Annotated in this window: 13 protein-coding genes and 2 pseudogenes; 1 reads left to right on the top strand and 14 read right to left on the bottom strand. The window is 68.2% G+C overall.

All coding sequences use genetic code 11. The features are described from left to right. Positions 1 to 47 precede the first annotated feature (47 nt). Positions 48 to 710 (bottom strand): hypothetical protein, encoded by a 663-nt coding sequence (locus tag ACTWQD_RS13820; RefSeq protein ID WP_443196691.1) that lies wholly within the window; start codon positions 708 to 710, stop codon positions 48 to 50. 217 nt (positions 711 to 927) lie between these two features. Here ACTWQD_RS13820 and ACTWQD_RS13815 point away from each other — a divergent pair, with 217 nt between their 5' ends. After that, entirely contained in the window at positions 928 to 1,386 is a 459-nt protein-coding gene (locus ACTWQD_RS13815) for a flavin reductase family protein (protein ID WP_443196779.1), read from the top strand. A gap of 21 nt (positions 1,387 to 1,407) precedes the next feature. Here ACTWQD_RS13815 and dnaE read toward each other — a convergent pair whose 3' ends face one another. From dnaE to ftsW, 13 genes and pseudogenes are all read right to left on the bottom strand, one after another. Further along, positions 1,408 to 4,965: a DNA polymerase III subunit alpha gene (gene dnaE, locus ACTWQD_RS13810; protein ID WP_443196690.1), complete on the bottom strand. Its 3,558-nt coding sequence runs from the start codon at positions 4,963 to 4,965 to the stop codon at positions 1,408 to 1,410. A 30-nt stretch (positions 4,966 to 4,995) separates the two neighbouring features. Continuing rightward, complete coding sequence (locus tag ACTWQD_RS13805) at positions 4,996 to 5,952, bottom strand: RluA family pseudouridine synthase (protein ID WP_443196689.1); 957 nt, start codon at positions 5,950 to 5,952, stop codon at positions 4,996 to 4,998. Then, positions 5,942 to 6,526, bottom strand: coding sequence for a signal peptidase II (gene lspA / locus ACTWQD_RS13800; RefSeq protein WP_443196688.1), 585 nt, complete (start codon positions 6,524 to 6,526; stop codon positions 5,942 to 5,944). Before lspA ends, ACTWQD_RS13805 begins: the two co-directional genes overlap by 11 nt. Positions 6,527 to 6,666: 140 nt before the next feature. Continuing rightward, positions 6,667 to 7,356: a DivIVA domain-containing protein gene (locus ACTWQD_RS13795; protein WP_443196687.1), complete on the bottom strand. Its 690-nt coding sequence runs from the start codon at positions 7,354 to 7,356 to the stop codon at positions 6,667 to 6,669. Between the two features lie 148 nt (positions 7,357 to 7,504). Further along, positions 7,505 to 7,813, bottom strand: coding sequence for a YggT family protein (locus ACTWQD_RS13790; RefSeq protein ID WP_443196686.1), 309 nt, complete (start codon positions 7,811 to 7,813; stop codon positions 7,505 to 7,507). A gap of 137 nt (positions 7,814 to 7,950) precedes the next feature. Continuing rightward, positions 7,951 to 8,481 carry a cell division protein SepF gene (locus tag ACTWQD_RS13785; RefSeq protein ID WP_443196685.1) on the bottom strand — a complete coding sequence of 177 codons (531 nt, stop codon included), beginning with the start codon at positions 8,479 to 8,481 and terminating at the stop codon, positions 7,951 to 7,953. A gap of 87 nt (positions 8,482 to 8,568) precedes the next feature. Then, positions 8,569 to 9,324 carry a YggS family pyridoxal phosphate-dependent enzyme gene (locus tag ACTWQD_RS13780; RefSeq protein WP_443196684.1) on the bottom strand — a complete coding sequence of 252 codons (756 nt, stop codon included), beginning with the start codon at positions 9,322 to 9,324 and terminating at the stop codon, positions 8,569 to 8,571. Then, entirely contained in the window at positions 9,317 to 10,072 is a 756-nt protein-coding gene (locus tag ACTWQD_RS13775) for a polyphenol oxidase family protein (protein WP_443196683.1), read from the bottom strand. The genes ACTWQD_RS13780 and ACTWQD_RS13775 overlap by 8 nt, the downstream gene beginning before the upstream one ends. Before the next feature lie 103 nt (positions 10,073 to 10,175). Beyond that, on the bottom strand, positions 10,176 to 11,402 hold the full coding sequence (gene ftsZ, locus ACTWQD_RS13770) for a cell division protein FtsZ (RefSeq protein ID WP_443196682.1): 1,227 nt from the start codon (positions 11,400 to 11,402) through the stop codon (positions 10,176 to 10,178). Between the two features lie 224 nt (positions 11,403 to 11,626). Further along, positions 11,627 to 12,553: a cell division protein FtsQ/DivIB gene (locus ACTWQD_RS13765; RefSeq protein WP_443196681.1), complete on the bottom strand. Its 927-nt coding sequence runs from the start codon at positions 12,551 to 12,553 to the stop codon at positions 11,627 to 11,629. Beyond that, complete coding sequence (gene murC / locus ACTWQD_RS13760; RefSeq protein ID WP_443196778.1) at positions 12,546 to 13,976, bottom strand: UDP-N-acetylmuramate--L-alanine ligase; 1,431 nt, start codon at positions 13,974 to 13,976, stop codon at positions 12,546 to 12,548. The genes ACTWQD_RS13765 and murC overlap by 8 nt, the downstream gene beginning before the upstream one ends. A 57-nt stretch (positions 13,977 to 14,033) precedes the next feature. After that, positions 14,034 to 15,134, bottom strand: a pseudogene (gene murG, locus ACTWQD_RS13755) (undecaprenyldiphospho-muramoylpentapeptide beta-N-acetylglucosaminyltransferase); the annotation flags it as partial. A 246-nt stretch (positions 15,135 to 15,380) separates the two neighbouring features. Continuing rightward, a pseudogene (gene ftsW, locus ACTWQD_RS13750) lies at positions 15,381 to 16,766 on the bottom strand (putative lipid II flippase FtsW); the annotation flags it as partial. Positions 16,767 to 16,768 lie beyond the last annotated feature (2 nt).

Genomic DNA, 16,768 nt, shown 5'->3' with positions numbered 1-16,768 from the left:
ATTTGTCCAGCCCGCATTTGTCCGGCCCGCATTTGTCCGGCCCGCACTTATCCGGCCTGCGGCCGGGGTGTTGCGAACACCGTGTTCAGGAAGATGGCCAGCGCGGTGGCAGCCGGCCAGATCGCGAGGACGGCCAGGGACCGCAGCGAAAAGGCGATGCTGGCACTGGCCGAGGTGTCCTCCGGCGTGCCCCAGACCAGGCCGCAGAGCACACCTGTTCCCCAGGCCGCCAGGGCCCCCAGCACCCCGGCGCCGACGGCGAGGAACACGTCCCGCCCGGAGGGTTCGGAGTGCTTGCTGCCGGAGGCCACCGCGCCGGAAATGCAGCCGGCGAGCAGGAACAGGGCGGCGAGCACAAGGTCGCGCGGCAGCCACCCTTCCGTGTTGCCGCCGCTGCGCAGGTCCGGATTCCCCGAGAGCAGGTTCAGCCCCGACGGCGCCAGGATCCACCACAGCAGCCCCACCACAATCCCGGCGGCGGCAATGACGGCGGCCTTCCGCCAGGACACCACAGGGTTCGCCGGCAGGCCCGTGCCCCCGTCCGGCCCGGCCCCGCGGCCCTCGTCGGGGCCGGAATGCGGAGCCCCGTCCAGCCCGGCTTCGCGGCCCTCGTCATGGCCGGGGTGCGGGACGCCGTCCCGGCCGTGCGGCCGGATGGCGTCCTGCGGGCCGTTGTGCCGGAACTGGCCGTGAACTGCTGGCTGTGTCATGACTCAAACCTTAACAACCTTTGTGCCCGGAGCACGACGCCGCGCGTCGGCAGGTGTCAGCCCGCACCACCGTCCGCGTGACGGCGTGCGGCACAGAAATTCGGCCGGCCGCCTCCGGCGGAATACGCTGGCAGGATAGGAACAACACACACCGGCAACAGGGAGTTGGATCGCAGTGGCCACAGAGGACCAAGCCTTCGAGGGGACCTTCCGGGAGATGTTCCGCCGGCACGCGGCCGGAGTGGCGATCATCACCGCCAACTACAACGGTGTTCCCTACGGCTTCACCGCAACATCCGTGGCCTCCCTTTCTGCGAAGCCGCCGCGGTTCACCTTCAACATGGCCCGCACCTCCAGCTCCTGGCCGGCCGTGGCCAACACCACCTACATCGGCGTGCACATGCTGGGACTGGAGAACCAGGCACTGGCCGACCGCTTTGCGCGGACGCGCGACCGGTTCGAGGGCGACCACTGGGCGCTGGGGCCCCACGAGGTGCCGATCCTCAAAGACGTGGCCGGCTGGCTGATCGGCAAGGTCCAGATGCGGCTCTCGTTCGAGAACAACGCCGTGGTGGTGGTTGAGGTCGTGGAAGGCGAGGTAGGCCCCGACGGCGCTCCCCTGCTCTACCACGCCGGCTCCTACGGCCAGCCCGCACCCCTCGACTACGAGATCTGAGGCCCTTTCCCCCGGGCGGGGTCAGTTGTCCAGGCAGGTAGGGCCGAGGAGGACCTTCAGGTCACCGAACAGCGACGGGCTGGGATTGACCCGCAGATGCACGGGCAGCCCCATGACCTCCACCCGGGAGTCGCCCTGCAGGTGCAGGCGCACCTCGGACTTGCCGCGGTGGGTCCGGAGCACGTCGCCGAGCTCGGTCACCACGGCCTCGGTGGCTTTGTGCGTCGCCATGGTGATCACCAGCGGGCCGCTCAGGCCCTCGCTAAGGTCCGGGACGGACAGTTCCATGCAGTTCAGGGCGACGGCGCCGTCGTCGCGGCGCTGCAGCCGGCCCTTGACCACAACAATCAGGTCCTCCGCGAGCACGGAGGCGATGGGGCCGTAGACCTGCCCGAAGAACATGACCTCGACGGAACCGCCCAGGTCTTCGATTTCCGCGCGGGCGTAGGCGTTCCCGCTGGCTTTCGCGATCCGGCGGCTGAGCGAGGTGATCATGCCGGCGATGGTGACAATCGCGCCGTCGTGCGGGCCGTCCTCGGCGATCAGCGACGTGATGGACTGGTCGGCGTGCTGGCTCAGCAGGCCTTCCAGCCCCTGGAGGGGGTGGTCCGAGACATAGAGCCCCAGCATGTCCCGTTCGAAGGAGAGCTTGTCCTTCTTCTCCCATTCGGGAAGGTCCGGGATTTCGATGCTCAGGGACGCCTGGGATTCCTCCTCGTCGAACCCGGCGAACAGATCGAACTGGCCGATCGCCTCGTTGCGCTTGAGGGTGATGACGGAGTCGATTGCTTCTTCGTGGATCATGGCGAGGGCGCGCCGGTGGTGGTTCAGCGAGTCGAAGGCGCCGGCCTTGATCAGTGACTCGATGGTGCGCTTGTTGCAGACGACGGCGGGGACCTTCATCAGGTAGTCCTTGAAGGACGTGTACGCGCCTTCCTTCTCGCGTGCGGCCACCATGGCTTCGACGGCGTTCACGCCGACGTTGCGGATGGCGCCCATGCCGAAGCGGATGTCGTTGCCCACCGGGGTGAAGTTCAGCGCGGATTCGTTGACGTCCGGCGGCAGCACGGTGATGCCCATGCGGCGGCATTCGTTGAGGTAGATCGCCGACTTGTCCTTGTCGTCGCCGACGCTGGTGAGCAGGGCCGCCATGTACTCCGGGGCGTAGTGCGCCTTGAGGTAGGCCGTCCAGTAGGAGATCACGCCGTAGGCGGCCGAGTGCGCCTTGTTGAAGGCGTAGTCGGAGAAGGGCAGCAGGATGTCCCAGAGGGTCTTGACCGCCTCCATGGAGTAGCCGTTGTCCTGCATGCCTTGGGAGAAGCCGGCGAACTGCTTGTCCAGCTCGGATTTCTTCTTCTTGCCCATGGCACGGCGCAGGATGTCGGCCTGGCCCAGGGTGTAGCCGGCGAGCTTCTGCGCCACCGCCATCACCTGCTCCTGGTACACGATCAGGCCGTAGGTGCCGCCCAGGATCTCGGCGAGCGGCTCCTCGAGTTCCGGGTGGATCGGAATGACTTCCTGGATGCCGTTTTTCCGCAGCGCGTAGTCAGTGTGGGCGTTGGCGCCCATGGGCCCGGGCCGGTACAGGGCCAGGACGGCGGAGATGTCCTCGAAGTTGTCAGGCTTCATGAGCTTGAGCAGGGACCGCATGGGCCCGCCGTCGAGCTGGAACACCCCGAGGGTGTCGCCGCGGGCCAGCAGCTCGTAGGAGGCGGCGTCGTCGAGGGCCAGGGACTCGAGGTCCAGGTCCACGCCGCGGTTCATTTTAATGTTCTCCAGGGCGTCGGAGATGATCGTCAGGTTCCGCAGGCCCAGGAAGTCCATCTTGATCAGGCCGAGGCCCTCGGAGGTCGGGTAGTCGAACTGCGTGATGACCTGGCCGTCCTGGAACCGGCGCATGATCGGGATGACGTCGATGATGGGGTCCGAGGACATGATGACGCCGGCCGCGTGGACACCCCACTGGCGCTTCAGGCCCTCAATGCCGAGGGCTGTTTCGAAGACCTTCGCGGCTTCCGGGTCGGTACTGATCAGCTGCCGGAAGTCCGCGGCCTCGCTGTAGCGCTTGGAGTCCTTGTTCTGGATGTCCGCCAGCGGGATGTCCTTGGCCATCACGGCCGGCGGCAGGGCCTTGGTGAGCTGCTCGCCCATGCTGAACGGATAGCCCAGTACGCGCGAGGAGTCCTTCAGCGCCTGCTTGGTCTTGATGGTGCCGTAGGTGACGATCATGGCCACGCGCTCGTCGCCGTACTTGCGGGTGACGTAGTCGATCACCTCGGACCGGCGCCGGTCATCGAAGTCGACGTCGAAGTCGGGCATGGACACACGGTCCGGGTTGAGGAAGCGCTCGAAAATCAGGCCGTGGTGCAGCGGATCAAGGTCGGTGATGCGCATGGCGTACGCCACCATGGAGCCGGCGCCCGAGCCTCGTCCGGGACCCACCCGGATGCCGTTGTTCTTGGCCCAGTTGATGAAGTCGGCCACCACCAGGAAGTAGCCGGGGAACCCCATGGAATTGATAACGCCGAGCTCGTAGTCGGCCTGGGTGCGGACTTTGTCCGGAATGCCCTGGGGATAGCGGTAACGGAGGCCCTTGTCGACTTCCTTGACCAGCCAGGACGTCTCATCCTCCCCCTCCGGGCAGGGGAACCGGGGCATGTAGTTGGCGCCGGTGTTGAAGGAGACTTCGCAGCGCTCGGCGATCAGGAGGGTGTTGTCGCACGCGTCGGGGTGGTCGCGGAAGAGTTCGCGCATTTCCTGCGGGGACTTCAGGTAGTAGCCGCTGCCGGAGAACGCGAACCGGGATCCGCCGTTGTCGTAGGTGGGTTCCAGCAGGGTGGAGCCGGACTGGATGGCCAGCAGGGCCTCGTGGGCCTTGGCGTCGTGCTCGTGGGTGTAGTGGAGGTCGTTGGTGGCCACCAGCGGCAGGTTCAGTTCCTTGGCCAGGCGCAGCAGGTCGCCGGTGACGCGCCGCTCGATGTCCAGGCCGTGGTCCATGAGTTCGCAGAAGTAGTTTTCGGCGCCGAAGATGTCACGGAACTCGGCGGCCGCCTCAAGGGCTTCCCGGTACTGCCCCAGCCGGAGCCGGGTCTGGACTTCACCGGACGGGCAGCCGGTGGTGGCAATGAGCCCCTCCGAGTAGGTGTTGAGCAGTTCCCGGTCCAGCCGGGGCCATTTGCCGAAGACCGAATCCAGCGAGGCGATCGAGGAGGCACGGAACAGGTTCCGCATGCCCACGTTGTTGTAGCTCAGGAGCGTCATGTGGGTGTACGAGCCGCCGCCGGAGATGTCGTCCTTGCGCTGGTGCTCCTCGCCCCAGCGGACGCGGGTCTTGTCCCCGCGGGCCGTGCCTGGGGTGACATAGGCCTCGACGCCAATGATGGGCTTGATGCCCTTGTCGGTGGCCCGCTTCCAGAAGTCGAAGGCTCCGAAGAGGTACCCGTGGTCCGTGGTGGCCAGGGCCGGCATGCCCAGGCGTTCCGTTTCGTCGAACAGCTCCCCCAGCCGGGCGGCACCGTCCAACATGGAGTATTCGGTGTGGTTGTGGAGATGCACGAACGATGCGTTGCTGGAAGTCACCGAACCATTCTAGTGCCGCGCACCGACAGATCAGGCCTGCCCGGACTCCAGCACGTCGAGGGCGTAGCGGAGGTCCTGCGGGTACTCGCTGGTGACGGTGACCGGCTCCCCGGTCCGGGGGTGGGCGAAGGACAGCTTCCGGGCGTGCAGCCACTGGCGGGTGAGGCCCAGGGTGGCGGCAAGCCGGGGGTCGGCGCCGTACGTCAGGTCACCGGCGCACGGGTGGCGCAGCGCCGAGAAGTGGACCCGGATCTGGTGCGTACGGCCGGTCTCAAGGTGGACCTCCACTAGCGAGGCCTTCCCGAACGCCTCAAGAACCTCGTAGTGCGTGATCGAGTCCCGGCCGTCCTCAATGACCGCGAAACGCCAGTCGTGGCCCGGGTGGCGGCCGATGGGCGCGTCGATGGTGCCCGCCAGCGGGTCCGGCAGGCCCTGGACGACGGCGTGATAGACCTTGTCCACGGTGCGCTCCTTGAAGGCGCGCTTGAGGGCCGTGTAAGCCTCCTCCGTCTTGGCCACCACCATGACCCCGGAGGTGCCGACGTCGAGCCGGTGGACGATGCCCGCGCGCTCGGGCGAGCCGGAGGTGGAGATCCGGTAGCCGAGGCCGGCGAGGCCGCCCACGACCGTGGGGCCCACCCACCCGGGTGAGGGATGCGCGGCCACACCGACGGGTTTGTCGATGACAACGAAGTCGTCATCGTCCAGCAGGACGGACAGGTCCTCCACTACTTCCTCCACAACTTCCAGGGGGTCCCGGCGGGCCGGGACAACGACGTCGAGCACGGCGCCGGGGACGAGCTTGAGCGACTTTCCCACGGCCTTGTTGTTGCTGCTGACGTTGCCTTCGGCGATCAGCGTGGCGGCCTGGGAACGGGAAACGCCCATGAGCTTCGCCAGCCCCGCGTCCACCCTGGTGCCCGCGAGCTCCTCGGGCACCACATAGCGGTCCGGCGCAGGGTCCGGCACGGTGTCCTCATGAGTCATGCTTCACCGGGTCCTTCGTCAGGTGCGAGCCGTCCAGGGCGATGCCGCGCAGCGTCAGCAGGCAGATGATCACCACGGAGGACACCACGGCCGAGTCCGCGATGTTGAAGATGGCAAAGTTGGGCAGCTGGATGAAATCCACCACGTGGCCCATGGCGAACGAGGGTTCGCGGAAGAGCCGGTCGGTGAGGTTGCCCAGCGCGCCGCCGAGGAGCAGCCCCAGCGCCAGCGCCCACCAGACCGACCCGAGCTTGCGCAGCTGCAGCAGGATCGCGATCGAGACAGCGGCCATGATGATGGTGAACACCCAGGTGATGTTCTCGCCGATGGAGAAGGCGGCGCCGGAGTTGCGGATGTAGTACCAGTGCAGCAGCGGGGGCAGCACGGGGATCCGCTCCCCCTCGGTCATGGTGGCGGTCACCCACAGTTTGGTGAGCTGGTCGAAGGTGTAGGCGAACACGGCCAGGCCGAAGAATACGGAGAGCAGCAGGACCCGCTTCGGCCGTGGCGTCAGGGGGCCCGTCTCGGCGGTCCCGGCGGGCCGGGCGGCGTCGGGTGAGGGTGCGTCAGTCATAGGGCTTTCGTTCACGGGCCAGTGCGGGGACTGGGGGCTGGATGCTTGGGCGCGGCCGCCGGCGGAACCTGCGGTTAATGCCGAAAGCCGGCGGCCGAGGAATCCTCAGCCACCGGCTATCAGAATACTTGCTTTGGGGCTTAGCTGTTCGCTTCGACCTCAGGGGCTGCCACGGAGCCGCGGGCGTCCAGGTCACGCAGCTGGCCTTCGATGTAGGCCTTCAGGCGCGAGCGGTAGTCGCGTTCGAAGCCGCGGAGCTGCTCCACCTTGCGTTCCAGGACGGAACGCTGCTGCTCGAGGGCACCGAGGATCTTGCGGGACTTTTCCTGCGCGTCGTTGACGAGGCTGCTGGCTTCGATCTGCGCTTCGGCGATGATCTTGTCGCGCTGCTTCTCGCCGTCGGCGACGTGCTTGTCGTGCATCTGCTGGGCCATGGCGAGCAGGCCTGCAGCCGATTCGGCGGCCGGGGTGGCGGAGGCGCGTGCCGGGGCAGCTGCTGCCTGCTCGGCTTCCTTCTTCTTCGCAGCCTCGGCGGCCTTGGCTTCCTCAGCGGCCTTCGCCTCGGCTTCGGCCTTGGCACGGTCTTCCTTCTCGGCCTTGACGGGTGCCGGAACCTTTTCCACGACGGGGGCCGCGGCGGCGGAGCTGGCAGGCGTGCCGGCGCCGGATTCGGCGAGCTTCTTGCGCAGCTCGTCGTTCTCCTGGTTCAGGCGTCGAAGTTCGACGACGATCTCGTCCAGGAAGTCATCAACTTCGTCCTGGTCGTAGCCTTCGCGGAACTTGGTCGGCTGAAAGCGCTTGTTGACAACGTCTTCTGGCGTCAAAGCCATCTGGTCACCTCGTTGGTCTAGTTAGTCAGGAGGCCTTCCGGCCGTCAAAACTACGGTACCTAAATATGGTCTGGTTCCTCTAATTCAACACCGCAGTGTCAAACCGGAGTTTCTTTCTGTGCGGCGGCGGACCCGGTCCGCTGCCTCGTTACGCCGTGATCGGCTGGGAGAACACCATGAACTTGGCGACTGCCATGGCGATCGTTACTGCCACGAACAAGAGCAGGAAGCCGAGGTCCAGCGACATGCCCCCCAGCCGCAGCGGCGGAATGAGCCGCCGCAGCAGGTTGACGGGCTTGTCTGTGACCGAATACACGGTGTGGGCGGTGACCAGCGCCACACCGCGCGGCCGCCAGCTCCGTGCGAACATCTGCACCCAGTCGAAGACCAGGCGGATGATGAGGGCAACCAGGAACAACAGCAGGGCGATATAGACGAGTCCGAAAACAATTCCCATGAGTTAACTCATATCTCCATGTTCATTCCGGATACCGCAGTGTCCTCTTGATGGTTACGCCTCTATTTCAACACGGATAATTCAGCAGTGATGCCAGGCAGGGTGTCCCTGCCTGGCATCACGCAAAAAATCCCGGCCTAGCTCTGGTTGAAGAAGCTCGCCGTTGTCTCGCTGGCCTTCTTGTCATCGCCAATGACTTCGACGTACGACGGCGAGAGCAGGAAGACCTTGTTCGTTACGCGCTCGATGCTGCCGCGCAGTCCGAAGACCAGCCCGGCGGAGAAGTCGACCAGGCGCTTGGCGTCTGCCTCGCCCATGTCGGTGACATTCATGATGACGGGGATGCCGTCACGGAAGCTTTCGCCGATGAGCTTGGCATCGTTGTAGGACCGCGGGTGGATCGTGGTGATCTGGCGGAGTCCGGTCTGCTCGTCGCGGCTCGATGCCGCTCGCTTGATGGGTGTCACAGGTGCGCGGTATTCCTCTTCAGCGGCGGAGGGCTCTTCCTTGGGGGCCTCGCGGACAGGCGCCGGTGCACGGCGCTCCTCGCGGTCATGCTCCATGGGATCGTCCTCATCCTTGTGCGATGTTTGGTGCTCGGACTCATAGTGTTCGTCGCCGTCGGCGAGCCCAAGATAGATCATTGTCTTGCGCAGAGCGCCGGCCATGGTCGACTCCTAATCGTGTCCGTGGGCGGGCCGATCAATGCCTTCACAGCCTTGGAATCCCCGCCATTACCTTCCAATACGTTGAACCTACCCCAACGCCGGACGCGGACCGAGAATATCGGAACCAACACGAAGGTGTGTCGCCCCGAACCGGATGGCCTGTTCCAGGTCCTGGCTCATGCCCGCGGAAATGCCCGTGGCGCCGGGATGGACGGCGGTCAGCCGGGCCGACAGGCCGGCGAGTTTCTCGAAGGCGGGGGCGGGATCCGCGCCCAGGGGCGCCACGGCCATCAGCCCGGCCAGGCGGAGCCCAGCGGAACCGGCCAGCTGGTCCGCCAGTCCGGGGATGGCGTCCGGTGCGGCGCCGCCCCGGTGGCCGGCGGCGCCGTCGTCAGCGTCGTTTAGGTTTACCTGGATGAAACAGTCCAGCGGCGGGCGTCCGGTGCGCTCCTGCTCGGCGGCCATGGCCTTCTCCAGCGCAGCGGCCAGCTGCGGGCGGTCCACGGAGTGCACGGCGTGGGCGTACTTCACCACGGATTTCGCTTTGTTGCTCTGGAGCTGGCCAATGAAGTGCCAGCGGAGATCCAGCCCGGGGAGCGCGGCGGCCTTCGCCGCGGCTTCCTGGTCCCGGTTCTCCCCCACGTCGGTGACGCCGAGTGCGGCGAGCCGCCGGACGTCCTCGGCGGGGTGGAACTTGGTGACCACAATCAGCCGGGGCGGACGTTCCTGCCGGCCCGCGGCGCCGGCGGCACGGTCAATGCGCGCCCGGACCGCGGCAAGGGCGTCCCGGAGCTGGTCCAGCCGGGGGTCCGGCCGTGCGCCGGCGGGCTGCTCCTCAGGCACTGGTGGCTCCGTCCGGCCGTCCGGCGCGGCCTGGCTGAGCCGCTGTCCACACCAGCCCGGCGAAGCGCCCGGTGCCCGGGTCCCGGCGGTACGAGAAGAGCCGGGGGTCCTCCAGCGTGCAGCCCCCGGTGTATTCAATCCGCACCCCGGCGTCCTGCAGCTGGCTGCGGACGGCCGCGGGCAGGTCCAGTCCGGGGGTGCCGCGGGAGGTGGTGCACCAGGCCGCGGGCACGCGGGCGGCCACGTCGTCGCGCATGGCGCCGGGGACCTCGTAACATTGCCCGCAGACCGACGGGCCGATCCAGGCGCTCAGGCCGGTGGCGCCCAGTTCACGCATCCGTGCCACGGCTGCCGGAACCACACCGGATGCGACGCCGGGGCGTCCGGCGTGGGCCACCGCCAGGACCGGGGCTTCATCCCCGGCCCGGTCCCCGACCAGCACCACGGGAACACAGTCGGCCACCATGACGGCGAGGGGCTCGCCCAGGGAGACCATGGCGTCGGCGGTGGGGACGTCCGTGCCGCCCCCGGCAACAGCGGCCGCGCCAACGCCGGCCACCTCGTTGCCGTGGACCTGGTTCATGTACCGGAAGGGCCTGCCGCCGAGCCCCAGGTCCGCTTCGATGCCGGCCCGCCGGTGCCGCACCGCCACCGGGTCGTCGCCGACATGGAGCGCCAGGTTTCCGGCCGCGGCGTCGGTGAAGGCCACCCAGACGCCGGGCCGGACTTCCGCCCGCCACGAAAACACTTATAACCCCACCACATCGTTGCCGGACTTGTTTGCAGAACTTAAATCGTACGAGAAAGCACCATGGCACTGCCATCCGGCAGTGCCATGGTGCTTTTCGGGCCTACTTGAGGAAGTCGGGGACGTCCAGGTCGTCGGAGTGGCGGCCGGACAGGTCCGGCTCCACAACCGTGGGCAGGTCGACGTCGAATCCGGAGTCAGCCGGGACGGCCGACGGGCGCTGCTGGCCCCATCCGCCATAGCCGGAGGCACCGACCGTTGCGTGCAGGGGCTGGACCTGGGCCGAGGACGGCGCCTGGGCCGGGGCAGGGGCCGCCGCCGGCGCTGCGGGGCGCTGCGGTGCCGCCTGCGGGAGGGACTGGTCCATGGACGGGGACGTGGCCTTGACGTCGTCGAAGCCGGCAGCGATGACAGTGACGCGGGCCTCGTCGCCGAGGGCGTCGTCGATGACTGCACCAAAGATGATGTTGGCCTCGGGGTGGGCGACTTCCTGGACCAGGCGCGCGGCCTCGTTGATCTCGAAGAGCCCGAGGTCCGAGCCGCCCTGGATGGACAGCAGGACGCCGTGGGCGCCGTCAATCGACGCTTCCAGCAGCGGGGAGGCGATGGCCAGCTCCGCGGCCTTCACGGCACGGTCCTCGCCGCGGGCCGAGCCGATGCCCATCAGGGCCGACCCTGCGCCCTGCATAACGGACTTGACGTCGGCGAAGTCGAGGTTGATCAGGCCCGGGGTGGTGATCAGGTCGGTGATGCCCTGGACGCCGGACAGCAGGACCTGATCGGCGGAGCGGAACGCGTCCAGTACGGAGACGTTGCGGTCGCTGATGGACAGGAGCCTGTCGTTCGGGATGACGATGAGCGTGTCGACTTCATCGCGCAGGGCGTCGATGCCGGCCTCGGCGGAACCGGCGCGGCGGCGGCCCTCGAAGGTGAACGGGCGGGTGACGACGCCGATGGTGAGCGCTCCCAGGGAGCGGGCGATGCGCGCAACGACGGGGGCGCCGCCGGTACCCGTGCCGCCGCCCTCGCCAGCGGTGACGAAGACCATGTCGGCGCCGCGGATGACCTCTTCGATTTCGTCAGCGTGGTCCTCGGCGGCCTGGCGGCCCACCTCAGGATTCGCACCGGCTCCCAGGCCGCGGGTCAGCTCGCGCCCGACGTCGAGCTTGACGTCGGCATCGCTCATCAGCAGCGCCTGTGCGTCGGTGTTGATGGCGATGAATTCAACGCCGCGGAGTCCCACCTCAATCATGCGGTTGACTGCGTTCACGCCACCGCCGCCGATGCCGACGACCTTGATGACGGCCAAGTAATTCTGCGGAGCTGCCACGTTACGTGTCCCTTGTTCGTGTACTAATGCGAAAACTGATGGAGTCGGGCTTGAAGCTTTGAACCTTAACCTTCGACTTGAAGGTTATAGTTATGTCAAGTAACTCATGCTGTGACGCTATTTCCTTGTGTGATGACATTCAATAACCGAGTGCGCGTGTCGCGGTAATACCGCGAAAATAGCCGATGTTTCGCACGGCTGGATGCCTGGGCAAGCCGCCGCCGCTACCGGGTGACGGGGTGCCGCGGGACACTCACGTCGTAGATCCGGACCGGGTTCTTTGGGTCCGCGGGAGCCTTCAGCAGCGCCTCCAGGACCTTGGCTTTGAGCTCCTTCTCCCCCGCATTCCCCCAGACGATCGTCTGCCCATCAACGAGCTTAAGCTCCACGGCATCCACCGATTTCGCCGAGGCGTTGGAGAGCCGGGCGAGCACGTCGGCCGGCAGTGCCCCCAGCACCCCGGTGATGGCATGGAACAGGTCCTTGGGCAGGGTGCCGCCGCCGCCGTCGATGACCGGCAGCTGGGTCGAGGCCGGGTCGGCGTTGTCGCTGAGCTTGACGCCGTCGACGTCGACCAGCTGGTGCGCCTCCCCCTGCTTGACCAGGGCCACCGGCACGCGCTCAGTCACCTTGACCGCAAGGGTCGACGGCGGCCGGGCCTGCGTGGTGACGTCCCTGACCTGGACCAGGGGCTGCAGGAGGGCTGCCACGTCGCCATCGCCGATCTGCGGCAGGGGTTTGCCCTGCAGCGGCGCCAGGGCCTGCTGGACCTGTTCCTGGGTCAGGAGCTTCGTCCCCTCCACGGTGACGGTCTGCACCGCGAGGACCGGCGAGTACACGGCTGCGGCGATGAGTGCGGCGACCACCGCCACCAGGGCGCCGACGGTGCCCTGGAGGATGCGCTTGCGGCGCTTGGCCTTCGGTTCGGGGAAGGACAGCACATTGTCGCGGGTACCGGCGGCTGGCCCGGCCGCCGGTACCCGGGAACCGCTGTCCTTGGACGCCGTGATGACGTCGGACGGCGTATTCCCGGCCTGCTGGTTCCCGGGAGCGGGGCTTCCCGGAGCGGGGCTTCCCGTCAGCTGGTTTCCCGGCGGGGGCAACGGGCGGCGCGCGCCGGGCGTGTAGCTGGGGCGGCGGGTACTAGGCACCGGCGGACCCTTCATCGAGTGATGCACCGTTCAGTGCGGCGACGATCAGGGGCCCGTAGGCCGTGACGTCGCCGGCGCCCACCGTGAGCACAATGTCCCCCGGTCCGGCCGCGGACACGATGGACTGCACGGCGTCCGCCCCTTCCCCGACCAGGCGGCCGCCGGCGCCGAGGTGCGCGGCGATCAGCCCGCTGGTGACCCCGGGGATGGGGTCCTCGCGGGCAGGATAGATGTCCAGCACCAGCGCCGTGTCGGCGGTGTTGAGTGCAGCGGCGAACTCTTCGGCGAATTCCCGGGTCCGGGAAAACAGGTGCGGCTGGAAAAGCACGTGCAGCTTGTGCCCGCCGGCCACGGTCCGTGCCGCGGAGAGGGCGGCGCGCACTTCCGTGGGGTGGTGGGCGTAGTCGTCGTAGACGCGGACGCCGCGGCCCTCGCCTTTGAATTCGAAGCGCCGGGAGGCCCCGGTGAAATTGGCCAGGGCGCCGGCGGCCAGGGCCGGTTCGACCCCCAGCTCCAGGGCGACGGCGAACGCCGCCGCCGCGTTGAGGGCGTTGTGCCGGCCTGGGACGTGGAGGTCGAGGGGGAAGCGGCCCGCGGGCGTGGAGATCGAGACGTCCCCCGGCCCGCCGTCGTGCAGCACGAACTCGGCGTCCGCACCGGTGCCGTAGAGCACAACACGTGTGGCGCCCCGCTCCTGCGTCCGCTGGGCCAGCGCCTTGGCCCCGGGATCGTCCGCGCAGGCCACCAGCACGCCGTCGGCCGGGAGCAGCTCCGTAAACCGGTCGAAGGACGCGTACACGGCCTCGGCGGTGCCGTAGAAGTCGAGGTGGTCCGGTTCCACGTTGGTCACCACGGCGATCTTCGGCCGGTAGTTCAGGAAGGAGCCGTCGGACTCGTCGGCTTCGGCGACGAAGACCGGTGAGCTGCCGCTGGCGGCGTTGACGCCCAGCGCGGGAACATTGGCGCCGATGGCGAACGACGGGTCCAGGCCGGCGCCCTGCAGGAGGACAGCGATCATGGACGTGGTGGTGGACTTGCCGTGCGTGCCGGCCACGGTCACCGCAGTGTCTTCGGCCATCACGGCGGCGAGGGCCTCGGAGCGGTGGAGCACCGGCAGCCCGGCAGCCCGTGCCGCGGCCAGTTCCGGGTTGTCGGGGCGGATGGCGGAGCCGGCCACCACGGTCTGCGCGTCGCCGAGGTGTGCCGCGTCATAGCCGACACAGATCCGGGCCCCGGCCGCGGCCAGGTCTGCCATGACCGGCAGGTCTTTGGCGTCGGAGCCGCTGACCGGCAGGCCGCGGGCCACCATGATTCGGGCCACGGCGGACATGCCGACGCCGCCGATGCCGATGAAATGCACCCGGCCCAGGGCTTCTGCGGTGGGCCCTGCGGCGGGAGTGTGCTGTTGTTCGGTCCGGGTCATTCCTCTACCGCTTCCTGCCTTGTGGGGTGTTCCGGCCGGCGCCGGCCGTGCCCCGTCGGAGGCCGCCGCCCCAAGGACAAGATCGGCCATCCGCCGGTCGGCGTCGCGGATGCCGAGGTGTTCGGCGCTGGCCGCCATGCGGGCGAGCCGGCCTGGGTCCTGCAGCAAGGGGATGATATTCGCCCGGACCCAGTCCGGGGAGAACATGCGGTCCTCCACGAGCAGGGCGGCACCGGCGTCGACGAGTCCGGCGGCGTTGAGCGCCTGTTCGCCGTTGCCGATGGGGAGCGGCACGAAGACGGCGGGAAGGCCGACGGCGGCCACCTCGCAGACCGTCGCGGCGCCGGAACGGGCCAGCAGCAGATCGGCGGCGGCGTACACGGTTTCCATGCCGTCGACGTACTCGCGCTGCTGGTAGCCGGGGGCGGTGAGCGGCTTGCCGTCGGCGTCGTGGACGGCTTTGCCGCGTCCGGTGATGTGCAGCGTCTGGATGCCGGCCTCCGCGAGGAGGCCAACGGACGCGGCGATGGTGCGGTTGATGCTCTGGGCGCCGGAGGATCCGCCGGTCACTATGAGGGCAGGGCGGTCCGGATCCAGTCCAAGGGCAGCCCGCGCGGCGGACCGTGCGGCGGCCCGGTCCAGGCCGGAGATTTCCTTGCGCATCGGCATTCCGACGTGGCGGGAGTCGCCCAGCCTGGTGGCCGCGAAGGCCACGGCCACCCGTCCGCCGAGGAGTGCCCCCACCCGGTTCGCCAGCCCCGGGCGGGTGTTCGCCTCGTGGATGACAATCGGGATCTTGCGGCGCCGGGCGGCGAGATACATCGGCGTGCACACGTAGCCGCCGACGCCGACCAGGACGTCGGCATGGGCGTCGTCAAGGATCACGCCGGCTTGCTTCACCGCACCGGCCAGGCGCCCGGGCAACCGGAGCAGGTCAATGGAAGGGCGCCGCGGAAAAGGAACCCGGCTGATGGTGGCAAGGTCAACCCCGGCGGCCGGGACCAGCCGCGCTTCCATGCCTCCCGGGGTTCCCACGGCCAGCAGACGCACTCCGGGGCGGGCCTCCCGGACGGCGTTGGCGATGGCCAGGAGGGGGCTGATGTGCCCGGCTGTTCCGCCGCCGGCAAGGACGACGGACAAGGACGACTCGGTGTTCATGGAGGGCTATCTGCGCTTTCGTGCGGGATTGCTGGGGGCGGGTGTTCTGGTTCCGGGCTTGCGGGGAGCCGATGTTCCGGGGGCCGCCGGACTGGCTGCGGCCTTGCTGGTTCCGGCAGTACCCGCTGCAGCCTTGCTGGTTCCGGCTGTCTGGCTGTTGGTCCTGCTGGTTCCGGCCTTGCCGGCTGTCTGGCTGCTGGTCTTGCCGACGCTCCCGGCCGGGTTCCCTGCTGCGGAACGGGCCCGGTTCCGCTTCCGCAGGGATGCCGCCAGTCCGGCCGGGCCGAACCTGAACAGCCGCTTCGGCTGGAGTCCGGGTGCCATCTGGGCCCGAGCCAGCGAAAGGACCACGCCGATCGCGCACAGCGACATCAGCAGGGCGGAGCCGCCGTAGGAAATGAACGGCAGCGGGATTCCCACCACGGGGGCGAGGCCCGTGACCACCGCCATGTTGACGGTGGCCTGGCCCAGCAGCCAGACCATGATGGTGCCGGCGAGGACACGGTGGAACATGTCCTTCTGGGCCACCACCACCCGGTAGATGGCGGTGCCCAGGATGGCGAACAGCACCAGCACCACGAACGTGCCAACGAGCCCGAGCTCCTCGCCGATGATGGCGAAGATGAAGTCGTTGTGGGCTTCCGGAATCCAGCTGTACTTCTGCCGGCTCTGGCCCAGGCCGACGCCGAACCATCCGCCCGAGGCCAGGCCGTACAGGCCGTTGGTGGACTGGTAGTTCAAATCGGAGCCGTCGGCACACGTCTGGCCGGTCCAGGACAGGATGCGGCAGACGCGGTTGGGGCTGGTGATGGCCAGGACGGCTGTGCCCGCCGCGAGGACAATGCCGGCGATCCCGAACAGGTACAGCCGTACGCCGGCGAAGAACAGGGCGGCCGCCGTGATCATCATGACGATCATGGCGGTGCCGAGGTCGTTGCCCATCAGGATGAGCCCGATCACGCCGGCGGCGCCCGGGAGCACCACGGGAACCAGGGCGTGCCAGGTGTGGGACAGCAGCCTGGCCTTCCGGTCCAGGACCGTGGCCATCCACAGGGCAAGCGCAAGCTTGGCCGCTTCGGACGGCTGGAACGTGAAGGGTCCGACGTCGATCCAGTTCTGGTTGCCGAGGGCGCTGCGGCCGACCAGCAGCACCAGCACCAGCAGGACGAACGCGGCGATGATCGCGACCCAGGCGCCGCGCTTGAGCCACACCACGTTGACCCGCGAGAGCAGGAACATGCCGAACAGGCCGATCCCGGCGAACAACCCCTGCTTCAGGGCGGCCGTGTACGGCGATTCGCCGGCGGCGATGGCCTCGACGCTGGAGGCAGAGAGCACCATCATGATGCCGATCGCCGTCAGGGCAAGCGTGGAACCCAGGATCAGGTAGTAGGTGGAGCCGTTGCGGGACTTGCCCGTCCCCTCGAGGGCGGACCAGAAGCCCCGGTACCAGCTCCGGACCTTGCGGCCGGCAGCCTGCGGGCCGCGGGCTGCCGGGGACTGTGTTTTGCTCGACGGCGGTTTGCCCGACGCCGTTTTCACCGGAGGTGTTTTGCCTGACGGCGTTGACGACCCTGATCGTGCCCGTGCCGGGCCTGTGGACGCGGCGGTACGTGTGGGCGTGCTGACCATTG

The organism is Pseudarthrobacter sp. 1C304, assembly GCF_052245515.1.
In the GTDB taxonomy this organism is placed as follows: domain Bacteria; phylum Actinomycetota; class Actinomycetes; order Actinomycetales; family Micrococcaceae; genus Arthrobacter.
This window is presented reverse-complemented; position numbering and strand designations above follow the sequence as displayed.

Coding starts and splice junctions, on each gene's coding strand:
- ACTWQD_RS13795 (WP_443196687.1), bottom strand. CDS start 7,356: ATGGCTTTGACGCCAGAAGACGTTGTCAACAAGCGCTTTCAGCCGACC.
- ACTWQD_RS13805 (WP_443196689.1), bottom strand. CDS start 5,952: ATGACTCATGAGGACACCGTGCCGGACCCTGCGCCGGACCGCTATGTG.
- ACTWQD_RS13820 (WP_443196691.1), bottom strand. CDS start 710: ATGACACAGCCAGCAGTTCACGGCCAGTTCCGGCACAACGGCCCGCAG.
- ACTWQD_RS13790 (WP_443196686.1), bottom strand. CDS start 7,813: ATGGGAATTGTTTTCGGACTCGTCTATATCGCCCTGCTGTTGTTCCTG.
- ACTWQD_RS13815 (WP_443196779.1), top strand. CDS start 928: ATGTTCCGCCGGCACGCGGCCGGAGTGGCGATCATCACCGCCAACTAC.
- murC (WP_443196778.1), bottom strand. CDS start 13,976: ATGACCCGGACCGAACAACAGCACACTCCCGCCGCAGGGCCCACCGCA.
- lspA (WP_443196688.1), bottom strand. CDS start 6,526: ATGACTGACGCACCCTCACCCGACGCCGCCCGGCCCGCCGGGACCGCC.
- ACTWQD_RS13785 (WP_443196685.1), bottom strand. CDS start 8,481: ATGGCCGGCGCTCTGCGCAAGACAATGATCTATCTTGGGCTCGCCGAC.